General features: G+C 36.4%; 14 protein-coding genes. All 14 read left to right on the top strand.

The features are described 5' to 3' along the window. Positions 1–211: 211 nt before the first annotated feature. On the top strand, positions 212–385 hold the full coding sequence (locus tag AB1630_06735; protein ID MEW6103493.1) for a 4Fe-4S binding protein: 174 nt from the start codon (positions 212–214) through the stop codon (positions 383–385). Then, positions 382–2,145, top strand: coding sequence for an ATP-binding protein (locus AB1630_06730; GenBank protein MEW6103492.1), 1,764 nt, complete (start codon positions 382–384; stop codon positions 2,143–2,145). Before AB1630_06735 ends, AB1630_06730 begins: the two co-directional genes overlap by 4 nt. Positions 2,146–2,314: 169 nt before the next feature. Then, positions 2,315–2,677: a response regulator gene (locus AB1630_06725; protein ID MEW6103491.1), complete on the top strand. Its 363-nt coding sequence runs from the start codon at positions 2,315–2,317 to the stop codon at positions 2,675–2,677. A 28-nt stretch (positions 2,678–2,705) separates the two neighbouring features. Further along, complete coding sequence (locus AB1630_06720) at positions 2,706–3,827, top strand: diguanylate cyclase (protein MEW6103490.1); 1,122 nt, start codon at positions 2,706–2,708, stop codon at positions 3,825–3,827. A gap of 94 nt (positions 3,828–3,921) precedes the next feature. Continuing rightward, positions 3,922–5,001, top strand: a complete 1,080-nt coding sequence (gene ftsZ / locus AB1630_06715; protein MEW6103489.1) for a cell division protein FtsZ — start codon at positions 3,922–3,924, stop codon at positions 4,999–5,001. Between the two features lie 31 nt (positions 5,002–5,032). Next, positions 5,033–5,776 carry a glycosyltransferase family 2 protein gene (locus AB1630_06710; GenBank protein ID MEW6103488.1) on the top strand — a complete coding sequence of 248 codons (744 nt, stop codon included), beginning with the start codon at positions 5,033–5,035 and terminating at the stop codon, positions 5,774–5,776. A gap of 111 nt (positions 5,777–5,887) precedes the next feature. Continuing rightward, positions 5,888–6,118, top strand: coding sequence for a DUF433 domain-containing protein (locus AB1630_06705; GenBank protein MEW6103487.1), 231 nt, complete (start codon positions 5,888–5,890; stop codon positions 6,116–6,118). Next, a complete protein-coding gene (locus AB1630_06700) occupies positions 6,115–6,480 on the top strand; it encodes a DUF5615 family PIN-like protein (protein MEW6103486.1) in 366 nt (121 codons plus the stop codon). The genes AB1630_06705 and AB1630_06700 overlap by 4 nt, the downstream gene beginning before the upstream one ends. Next, entirely contained in the window at positions 6,480–7,502 is a 1,023-nt protein-coding gene (gene mqnC, locus AB1630_06695; protein ID MEW6103485.1) for a cyclic dehypoxanthinyl futalosine synthase, read from the top strand. The genes AB1630_06700 and mqnC overlap by 1 nt, the downstream gene beginning before the upstream one ends. A 92-nt stretch (positions 7,503–7,594) precedes the next feature. Next, positions 7,595–9,391, top strand: coding sequence for a LysM peptidoglycan-binding domain-containing protein (locus AB1630_06690; protein MEW6103484.1), 1,797 nt, complete (start codon positions 7,595–7,597; stop codon positions 9,389–9,391). Next, positions 9,375–10,247, top strand: a complete 873-nt coding sequence (gene dprA, locus AB1630_06685; GenBank protein ID MEW6103483.1) for a DNA-processing protein DprA — start codon at positions 9,375–9,377, stop codon at positions 10,245–10,247. Before AB1630_06690 ends, dprA begins: the two co-directional genes overlap by 17 nt. After that, positions 10,244–10,690 carry an Lrp/AsnC family transcriptional regulator gene (locus AB1630_06680; protein MEW6103482.1) on the top strand — a complete coding sequence of 149 codons (447 nt, stop codon included), beginning with the start codon at positions 10,244–10,246 and terminating at the stop codon, positions 10,688–10,690. The genes dprA and AB1630_06680 overlap by 4 nt, the downstream gene beginning before the upstream one ends. Continuing rightward, positions 10,690–10,893: an FmdB family zinc ribbon protein gene (locus AB1630_06675; protein ID MEW6103481.1), complete on the top strand. Its 204-nt coding sequence runs from the start codon at positions 10,690–10,692 to the stop codon at positions 10,891–10,893. Before AB1630_06680 ends, AB1630_06675 begins: the two co-directional genes overlap by 1 nt. Continuing rightward, positions 10,890–11,264, top strand: a complete 375-nt coding sequence (locus AB1630_06670) for a secondary thiamine-phosphate synthase enzyme YjbQ (protein MEW6103480.1) — start codon at positions 10,890–10,892, stop codon at positions 11,262–11,264. The genes AB1630_06675 and AB1630_06670 overlap by 4 nt, the downstream gene beginning before the upstream one ends. Positions 11,265–11,609: the final 345 nt, after the last annotated feature.

Genomic DNA, 11,609 nt, shown 5'->3' with positions numbered 1-11,609 from the left:
TTTATTCCCTTCATTTCTAAAAATTAGCCTTCCTGTCAATAGAAAATAACCACAATTTTAAAAAAGAGACCCTAATTTTCCCAAAAATCCTTTCTTTAGCTAAAAAGATATGGGTAAGTTTCAAATAAAAAATCTTGACAAAAGAAAGATTTTATGACAAAATTTTTAAAATATTTAAGCCAAAAAAAAGGCACTTAGCAGGAGGTGAGAAATGGCTTATATTATTACGGATGAGTGTGTAGCATGTGGAAGCTGTGCAGAGGAATGTCCAGCTGAGGCTATTGAGGACAGGGGAGATAAATACTGGATAAATCCAGATAAATGCACAGATTGCGGAACCTGTGCAGAGGTTTGTCCAACAAGCGCTGTCATTGAAAGCGAATGAAAAAGGTTCTTATAATAGGAGGGGGAAGGAGGGGGAAGGGTCTCCTTGAGATCCTTCATAGAGACTCTAATATTGAAATTATCGGAGTCGTTGATAAGAAAGACAATGCGGCTGGGATAAGGTTAGCAAAAAATTTAGTTATTCCAACTTATACTGATTATAAAGCCCTCTTTGCCAAACCAATAGATATTGTTTTGGATGTTTCGGGGGACCCTTCTGTATTTGGAGAGGTATTTAAGCTTAAAAAGCAAGAAACCGAAGTATTGGGAGGGTTTGTAGCAGGGATTATAAGCGATATACTCCTTGAAAGGCATGAAGCACATAACCTCATTTCTACCCAGAAAAAGGAAATGGAATCTATGCTTCAAGGAATGGGAGAGGCTGTCCTCATCATTGATAAGGATAGAAAGATATTCCTTATAAACCCTGTTGCTCAAAGGCTCTTGGGTGTAAAAAAAGATGAGAGCCTTATTCAAAAAGAGCATGGCTCTATTATAGGGGTAATAGATAGGGCATCTGAAAAAGACTTGCCAATTATGGAGGAGGTAGAATTTATAAAGAAAATAGATATTGGTGAGGCTTCTAAAATGCTCAATATTGTTGCATCCAGGATTGATGATGAAGAGGGCAATTTTTTCGCTGTTGCAGCTATTATTAGAGACATTACAGAAGAAAAGAAGATAGAAAGATTAAAAAATGAGCTTATTGCCAATGTCTCCCATGAGTTAAGAACACCCCTTACCTCTATTACAAACTCTATTTATTTATTGGAGGCAAGCACCCTTTCTGAAAAGCAGGCAAGATTTACTGATATTATTAGAAAAAATACAGAGAGGCTTCTTAGGGTTATAAACAACCTTCTTGATATTTCAAGGATAGAATCTGGAATGCTCTCATTAAGAATGGATGTTGTAAGCATTCCAAACCTTATTGAAGATTCAGTATCAAGCATAAGAGGGGTGCTTCTTTCTAAAAAGATAGAATTAAAGATAGATATTGAAGAGGGTTTTCCAGAGATATATGGCGATAAAGAGGGAATAATCCATATATTAACAAACCTCCTTTCAAATGCTGTTAAATTCACACCCCTAGAGGGAAAAATAACAGTATCCTGTAAAGCCAAGGAGGATGATGTCTATGTTTCTGTATCTGATACAGGCGTTGGCATTCCCTCCGATGAGCTTGATAGAATCTTTGGCAAATTCCAGAGGGCAACAACAGCAGAGCAAATAGAAGGGACAGGACTAGGCCTTACAATCGTTAAGCACTTTGTCAATATGCACAAGGGAAGGATAAATGTAGAAAGCGAAATTGGAAAGGGAACAAAATTTATTGTAACCCTTCCAAAGATAGATAAATATTTTTACCTCTCATTAGAAGAGGAGATATTCCGTGCAAAGACAGAAGAGGCATATTTTTCCATAATCCTTCTTAAGCTTGAAAATTATCTTAAAATTAAGAGTGAGGATGAAAAATGGAGCATCCTTTCAAATATAGAAGAGAGGATAAAGGCAGAGATTCACAAATCTGATAGGGTTATAAGGCATAAAGACAAGGGATTTTTTATCATTCTCCTTCATGCAGGAAAAGAAGAAGCAGAAAAGGTTGGTATAAGGCTAAGGGAATTCGTTGATGGTGATTTATTCAAGGATGTTCCACAAACAATTTATGTAAGCTATGGCATAGCAGTATTCCCAGAGGATGGGGAGGACAGGGAATCCTTGTTAAAGAAACTAGAGGCTGATTTTAGTATGCTATGAGTATAGGGTCTAAAGAGTCTAGGGGTCTTGGAGTCTGGGAGTCTAAAGAATTGAAAGGATAATCTTTCGGACTTTTTGACTCTCTGACCCTCTGACTCTCTGACTCTTTTTAAAGGTGAATAAATTTAGAACAAATGAACACATATAGGTTAAAGCTTATAACTAAAAGATGAAGAGTATTTTGCTTGTTGATGATGAAGAAGATTTGGTAGAGACAGGAAAGATGTTTCTGGAGGATGCAGGCTATGAGGTAGATACCGCAAAAGATGGCTTGGAGGCTATGGAGAAGGTCTATGAAAAAAAATATGGTCTTATTCTTTTAGATATTACTATCCCTGAGATGGATGGTTATCAGGTATGTAGGATGCTTAAAAACGACCCATCATACAAGGATATTCCTGTTGTTATGCTTACAGCAAAAACACTTAAGGCAGATAAATTTAGAGGTATGGAGACAGGAGCAGATGAGTATCTTACAAAGCCGTATACACCGGATGAGCTTATCTCTGCGGTTAGGTCTTTTATAGGATGATAAAATGATGTAGGAATTAGGAATTTTTATGACAGAAGTAGAATTAGAAAATAAAAGGTTAAAGGAAGATATAGAAAGGCTTAAAGTAGAAATAAAAAAGGGAGAGACAAGAAAAAAGATTATTGCAAATACAAATGCCCTTCTTGATAAAAGCCTTTATGAGCTTTCTGTTATCAACAAAATAAATACAACCCTTTCTAGGACATTAAATTATGGAGAAATTATTACAGAGCTAACAACCCTTCTTTCCGAGATGGTGGAATATGTTGCTTGCGGCATATTGATATGTGAACAAGATATTTTCTTATTAAGAATACACCTTGGCACTCCAAGAACAGAGTCATTTATTTCCCTTTTCAAGGAAAAAACCCTTAAAAAATATGCAGGCTTTGCTGGCTCTTTACCAGCTGAAGAAAACCTTGTTGTAAAGATTGATAACCCTGCTTTGCTTGTTTCTGATAAAGGCATAGGAAGCATCCTTGGTGCATTTGAGGGAATGCCATTTAAGGTTGGTGATAGGATTATAGGTTTATTATCTGTTGCACATACAAAGGTAAATACATTCTCTCAAGATGACACAAGGCTTATAAAGCTTTTGACAGACAATTCCTCAATTGCTATTGAGAATGGGATTTTACATAAAAAGATAGAGGAGCTTGCTATTACAGATGGGCTAACAGGTCTTTACAACCATCGATACTTTAAAGAAACCCTTCATAAGGAGATAAAAAGGTCAGAGAGATATAACCTTGTTTTTTCCCTTTTGATGTTTGATATAGATAATTTCAAAAAGATAAATGATACCTATGGTCATCCAAAAGGCGATGAGGTTTTAAAAGGGCTTTCTTATATAGCAAAGGAGATTTTCCAAAGGGAAATAGATGTTGTTGCAAGGTATGGAGGAGAGGAATTTGTTATCATTCTTCCCCAGACAACAAAGGAAAGGGCGCTTGCTGTAGGAGAAAAGATGCTTTCTCTTGTAAAGGAAAGGCTTTACATTATGGCAGGCCTTCCCGATGTTGTTACCATAAGCCTTGGCATAGCATCCTATCCAGATGATGGAGAGATAGAGGATGTTATTATCCAATCAGCAGATAGTGCCCTTTATAGGGCAAAGAAGGAGGGGAAGGATAAGGTTGTTTTAGCATAGAATTGTAAATTGCAAATTATAAATTTAAATTGGTAAAATGAAAAAAATTTCTTTACAAATTTATTGCAAGAGATTAAAGTTATAGGAGGAAAAAATGTTCATTTTGGAAGAGGAAAAAAAAGAGGAGCAAAAAGAGTTTAGAACCTTAATAAAGGTAATGGGTATTGGAGGAGGGGGCTCAAATGCTGTATCAAGGATGTTTAATTCCTCAAATTCTAGCTGCCTTGAGTTTATTGTTGCAAATACAGACCTCCAGGTTTTAAATACAAGCCCTGTTTCCCATAAAATTCAAATAGGGGCTAAGCTGACAAAGGGTTTAGGGGCAGGCTCCCTTCCTGAAATTGGAGAGCGTGCTGCACAAGAGGACAAGGAGGCTTTAAGGGATGCATTGTATGGTGCGGATATGGTCTTTATTACAGCTGGAATGGGTGGCGGAACAGGAACAGGCGCTGCCCCAATTGTTGCTGAAATAGCAAAGGATATTGGAGCCTTAACAGTTGCTGTTGTTACAAAGCCATTCCTCTTTGAGGGACAGAGGAGACAGCGTCAAGCAGAGGAGGGAATTTCAAAGTTAGTAGAGAAGGTTGATACACTGATTACCATACCAAACCAAAGGATTCTCTCTGTTATTGACAAAAATACCTCTATCTCTGAGGCATTCAAGAAGGCAGATGAGGTTCTTCACCATGGAATTCAAGGGATAACAGAAATGATAGTAACACCTGGGCTTATCAATGTTGATTTTGCTGATGTTAGAACCGTTATGAACCAAAAGGGAAGGGCATTGATGGGCATAGGATTTGGAGAGGGAGAGGATAGGGCAAAGAAGGCTGCAAAAGAGGCTATAAATTCACCATTGCTTGAGGAAACATCCATTGATGGAGCAACAGGAATATTGATAAATATAACAGGTGGCGATGATATGTCCCTCCAAGAGGCAGATGATGCTTGCAATTTAATAATAGAAAAGGCAGATAAGGATGTTAATTGCATATTTGGTGCGGTTATTGATAGAGGCTTTTCTGGAAAAATAAAGATTTCAGTAATAGCAACAGGTTTTGGAAGAAAAAGCAGTGGTCTTTCTGCCTTAAAGCAAGAGATAAAACCAGAAGAAGTTAAACATTCCATCCTTGAAGACTTAGAAATTCCTGCATTTTTAAGAAGGTCTCGCTAAAATTTTTCATTTGTGGTAGAGGTATTAAATAATGCAAGTAATTATTGTTATGCCTGCAAGGAATGTTGAGAAGACATTAGAAAGGACATATAATGACATTCCAGAGGAATATAGGTCTTCCATCATCCTTGTTGACAACAATAGCAAGGACAAAACCATTGATGTTGCAAAGGAACTGGGGATTAAGGTTTTTTGTCACCCTACTGACAGGGGTTATGGTGGAAGCCAGAAATCCCTCTATACAGAGGCATTAAAGACAGATGCGGATGTTATTGTTATGCTCCATCCAGATTATCAATATGATGCAAAGCTCCTTCCTGAGCTTATAAGACCCATTGAGCAGAAAAGGGCAGATTGCGTTATTGGCTCAAGGATAAGGACAAGGGAAGATACATTAAAAGGTGGGATGCCTATTTATAAATACCTTGCAAATAGAGCCTTAACCCTAATTGAAAATGTTTCAACAGGCTATAGCCTCTCTGAGTTTCATTCTGGATTTAGGGCATTTTCAAGAAGGCTTTTAGAAATAATTCCCTATCAACTTAACTCAAATAACTATGTTTTTGATACCGAGGTGCTTTTTCAGATAATTGCATTGGGATTTAAGATTGAAGAGATAAGCGTTCCAACAAGGTATTTTAAAGAGGCATCAAGCCCAAATTTTATAGAAAGCACAATCTATGGCTTATCAACGCTCGGCGTTGTTTTAAAATACCTTCTTCATAAATTTGGTTTTAAATCTCCCCTCTTTACACCCGTATTTGTTGATAAATGAGAATAGATAAAAAAGAGGCAAAATAGTTGTGGATAGTTGATTATTGTGCTATAATTGGAAGCAAGATAATGATGGCTTAATAATAAACAAGGTTTAAAGAGAATAAACACTATGAAAAATCTGACACGGGTTACTTTTGATTCTAATGTAATGGGTGGCAAACCCTGTATTCGTGGACTGCGTGTCACTGTGGGAACTATTGTTGGACTGGTTGCTACAGGATACTCCACAACCGAGATTCTAAAAGCATACCCCTATTTAGAAGATGAAGATATTCGTGAAGCCCTTGCCTATGCAGCCTGGCGAGCTGAAGAAATAGAATTACCGTTAATGACCGCATGAAACTGCTAATTGATATGAACCTTTCTCCTAACTGGGTTGAGGTATTTGAGAGAGAAGGGTGGCAAACGCTTCATTGGTCAACGGTGGGTGATTATGGCGCTACGGATTATGTGATTATGAAGTGGGCATGCGAAAATGGTTATGTTGTATTCACCCATGATCTTGATTTTGGAGCGCTATTAGCGACCACTCGGGCACAAGGTCCAAGTGTTATTCAGGTTCGTACGCAAGATGTACTGCCTCGGAATTTAAGGTATAGGCTGGTGCAGATATTACGGCAATACGAATCAGTGCTTGAAAAGGGAGCATTGATTACTATGGATGAAACCAAATCCAAAGTGCACATTTTGCCTTTCCAGTAATGAGGATAGGTAAAAAAGAGGCAATTAAGCTATTTTCCCTTGATGTATTTTCATTGGGAAAAATGGCAGACAATGTAAGAAAAAGGTTTCATCCAAAAGATTATGTAACCTTTATTATTGATAGAAACATTACATTTACAAATATCTGCATAGCAAAATGCAAATTTTGTGCATTCTTTGCAAGGAAAAAAAGGGATGGATTTCTTTTATCTATTGATGATATTTTAAAAAAGGTAGAAGAGCTAATAGGAATTGGCGGAACACAGGTTATGCTTCAGGGTGGATTAAATCCAGACCTTTCCCTTTCATGGTATTGTAGCCTTCTTTCATCCATCAAGAAAAGGTTTGATGTCTGGCTTCATTCTTTGTCTCCATCCGAGATTGTCTTCCTTTCAAAAAAAGAGAATCTTTCTATAAAAGATGTGCTTATTTCTCTAAAATCTGCAGGTCTTGACTCCCTTCCTGGAGCAGCTGAAATATTGTGTGATAGGGTAAGAAATAAAATATCGCCAAACAAACTAAACACAGATGAATGGCTTAATGTAATGAAAAAAGCCCACTCTATAGGAATGCATACAACAGCCACAATGACATTTGGAATAGTAGAAACAATAGAGGAGCGTATTGAGCATCTTATAAAGATAAGAAATCTTCAGGATAAAACTAATGGTTTTAAGGCTTTTATCCCATGGACATTTTCCCCAGAGAGAACAAGGCTTTCAAGGATTAAGCAAACAGGAGCTATTGACTATCTTAAAACACTAGCTATCTCAAGACTTGTCCTTGATAACATCCCAAATATCCATTCAGGATGGGTAACAGAGGGCTTAGGGCTTTCCCAAATTGCCCTATTTTTTGGTGCAAATGATATGGGAGGAACATTGATGGAAGAGAAGGTTATAAAGGCAACAGGAATAGAGCATCATTTAAACCCTTCTCAAATGATAAATCTTATAAAATCTGCTTCTAAAATCCCTGTTCAAAGGGATTCAAGGTATAATATTGTAAAGGTATATGGTTAGCTCTCTGATAACATCACCCCCCAGAAAAGAATTCCTTGACAAAAGAATAAGTAGTTTTTAGACTTTTTATTATTTATAAGGGAGGTTTTAGAATGAAGAGAATTTTTTTAGTATGCCTTTTAGGGCTACCATTTGTAGGATTTGGGGTTGTTGTAAAGAGGGGCGATACCCTCTGGCATCTATGCAAGAAGCACCTTGGAGACCCATTTCTTTGGCCAAAGATAGGGGAATATAATAAACTAAAAAATCCCCATCTTATCTTTCCAAAACAAATAATTGAGTTTCCAGGCAAAGATGAGATAAAAAAGGGTATAGAGTTTGAAGATGGCGAGGTTATGGATGTATCGGGTTATGCAGGAGTTGCAAAAAAGAGATTGGAAGCAGGGGATAAGATAAGGACAAATGAGACCTTAAGAACACAACCAAATTCAAGGATTGAGATTTTATTCCCTTGTGGAGACCTTATTTCTGTTATGGATGAAACAAGCATTAAATTTGAAGGAAGGGACAGGGAGACAAGCGCGCTTTCAATTGGGCTTATACAGGGAAAAATAAAGGTTGCACCCGGAAAGAAAATAAGGGTGATAACAATAGATGGATTTGTTGATATAAGTAGCGGAGAGGTTTTTATAGACAGAGGGAATCTAACGAGGATTTCTGTATTTGAAGGCGAAGCCTATGTAAGCGCCTATGGAAAAAGAATTTTTGTATCAGCTGGTTATGGAACAATAATTACAGAAAAAGGTCCAATTGACCCAGTTAAACTTCCAGAGCCTCCAAAGGTTCTCCTTCCTCTGCAAACCTCAATAACAGGAAATATGAGGTCTGTGATTAAATGGGAAGGAGATGCTGGAAGGTATCTTGTTGAAATAACAAAAGATATAGCTTTTATCCATCCTGAATTTAATGTATTATCAAGAGAATTAGAGGTTATATCAGAGCCATTAAGGGAGGGTAATTATTACCTTCGTATATCAGGGATTGATAACAATGGCTTGCAAGGAAAGCCAAGCGATATAACAAGATTTGCTATTGAAAGAAGAGTAGGTCTTAAGTATGAGATTGTTCCTTTATTCTCCAATCTTCCAACAAGGCTCTACACCCAAGATAATAAGAATTATATCTCCTCAAATTCACTTATCTACCTCCTTCCTGTTGATGAGGACAATTCAATATCTAAGGTATTGGTAAGGATTGATTCCTCACCCTACATTTCATACAAAGAGCCAATTAGGCTAAAGGAGGGAAATAGGGTTTTAAGTTATAAGGCTATAGATATGCTACAAGAAGAGGACAAAGAGGAAATCGTTTCATTTATTGTTGATGGAAATTTACCATTCGGCGAATTAAAAACATCCTATCCCATCAAAGATGGCTATTTAACCCAAGATGCAACCTGCACCATTACAGGCTCTGATACCACCTCGGGCTTATCAAGGATTCAGGTAATGGTAAACGATGAAACAAAGGAATATTTGAACAAGGCAGAATTTGACCTTTCAATTGAAGGCTATTATAAAATAATCCATAGATTTGAGGATAATGTTGGAAATATATCTAATGAAAACAGCCTCTCCTTTATTCTTGATAAGAATCCTCCCCTTGTTTCCTTTTTCACAGACCCAAAGATGGCTACATATAACAAAAATTGCTTCCTTCCAGAGGAGAATAAGATAATATTCCAGGCAAGCGATAGCCCAGCAGGTGTTTTAAAGATTCTCTATAGCGTTGATTCTGAAAACCTTTCTCCATATCAAGAGGCTTTTACTATAAAGGAAGAGGGTCTTCATATTATTAGATATAAAGCAATTGATAAGGCAGGTAATGAAAGCCAAATTTCATCATTTTCTGTATGGATAGAACCCCTTATGTATGAGAAATACAAGTGAAGCCCTTATAGGGCTTAATATGATAAGGGGAATACCATTGCAGAAGATTAATCTTCTATTAAAAAATTTAGCTGACCCATTTTTTGCTTCCTATTCTATTTTATCAGAGATTATTGAACCAGAATTGGCGGATATTATATGCAAAGAAAGAAAGAAAATAGATATAAAAAAGGAGATAAGAAAGGCAAAGGAGAATGGAATAAGAATTATTACGATAGATGAAAGTGAATATCCAGAGGCTCTTAAACTAATCTCTGACCCACCAATTGTTTTATATATTAAGGGTAAAATTATTCCAGAAGACAGGCTCTCAATTGCTATTGTTGGTTCAAGATATTCATCAAGCTATGGAAAGAATGTTTGCGAAATGTTTTCAAAGGGGCTTTCTAAATTAGGCTTTACCATTGTATCTGGAATGGCAAGGGGCATAGACACAATTGCACATAGGGCTTGTTTAGAAGCAAAGGGAAGAACAATTGCTGTTTTAGGCTCTGGGCTTTTGAATATCTATCCGCAGGAGAATATGCCTTTATTTACAAAGATTTGTGAAAATGGAGCTGTTATATCAGAGTTTCCTTTAGATACTTCGCCCTTTAAGGATAATTTTCCAAGGAGAAACAGAATAATTACAAGCATTTCTTTGGGTTGTGTTGTTGTTGAGGCAAAGGAAAGAAGCGGTGCCTTAATTACAGCAAGGCTTGCAATGGAAAGTGGAAGGGAGGTTTTTGCTGTTCCTGGTGAGATTACAAAAGAAACAAGCAAAGGAACGAATAAACTTATTAAAGAAGGAGTAAAGCCAGTGTGTGATGTTCTTGATATTATTGAGGAATTTAGGCATATTATTGAGATAAAATGAATTTGAAGCAGATAGACACATACAGGGTATTAAAAATCCTCCAAGAAGAATTTCCCCTAGACACACAGCCTTTTAAGGTTATAGGAGAAAAGCTTGGATTAGATGAAGATTCTGTAATTGAGATTGTTGCATCTTTAAAAAATAAGGGTATTATTAGGGAGATTGGACCAATTTTTAATCATAAAAGGCTTGGGTTTGAAACAAAATTAGTGGGAATTGCGGTTAAGGATATAGAATTTGCTGCAAATATTATAAACGAATATGAAGAAATAACCCATAATTACGAAAGGGAGGGGAATTATAACCTTTGGTGTACCATTATAGGAAAAAAAGATAGGATTGATAATATAATAGAAATAATAAAACAGAGGATAAAACCAGATGATATTGTTTCCATTCCATCTATTTCCTCTTTTAAACTCCTATTTGAGCTTGAAATATAATGGCTATTTATACCTATCTTTGTAATAAATGCAATAGAAAGTTTGATATCTTTTATGGAAGGGAGGAGGCAATATGTGATGTTTGTCAAAGCAGGGATGTAAAGAGGGTATTCACAGCACCTATGGTAAAAACAAGTAAAGGGGGAGAAAGTGACTCATCTTGTGGCTCTTGTGCAAAGACAATCTGTTCAGGGTGTAAATGAAGATTATAAATGTAGCGACAACAAAGAGAGAGGTATTTGTTGATATTACAGAAAAAATTAAGGAAGAAATAGATAAGGATGGTATCCTTCACATCTTTGTTCCCCATACAACCTGCGGCATAACAATAAATGAGGGGTATGACCCAGAGGTTTGTTTTGATATCATAAGGTGTCTTTTAAGCCTTATTAAAAAGGATTCTCCCTATTTCCGTCATAATGAGGGAAATTCTGATGCTCACATAAAGGCATCCATTATGGGTTCTTCTGCTTCTGTTTTTGTAAAGGACAAAAGGCTTGTTTTGGGAACATGGCAGAGGATATTTTTATGTGAATTTGATGGACCAAGGGAAAGGGAGGTTTGGATTGAATGAGTGCTTTGCATTAAATTTATGTATGTGTTTAGGTAGACGAGAAGAAGAAAGGAAGTTAAAATGAAAGAAAGCACGAAATCCGAAGCACGAAACACGAAACAATATCTAAATTCAAAATTCTAAACATTAGAGTTTTCAGAATGGTTTGTATCTATCAACTCCAACCAATATTTACTCTCTTTTGCTTCTTTACGGCAAATCTTTATTTTCATAACAAATAAATTCCTATATTTCGCTACCTTTGTCCAGAATTACCTCTAAACAGGATATATTATATCAAAAACACATCACAAAAAGATAATCTCTTTTTTCCTTTATAGATTTTTTTGTTAAATACCATCAAAA

The sequence above is a fragment of the bacterium genome (genome assembly GCA_040753555.1).
Taxonomy (GTDB): domain Bacteria; phylum UBA9089; class UBA9088; order UBA9088; family UBA9088; genus JBFLYE01.
The sequence above is the reverse complement of the archived record's forward strand: the minus strand, read 5'-3'. Positions and strand labels throughout refer to the sequence as shown.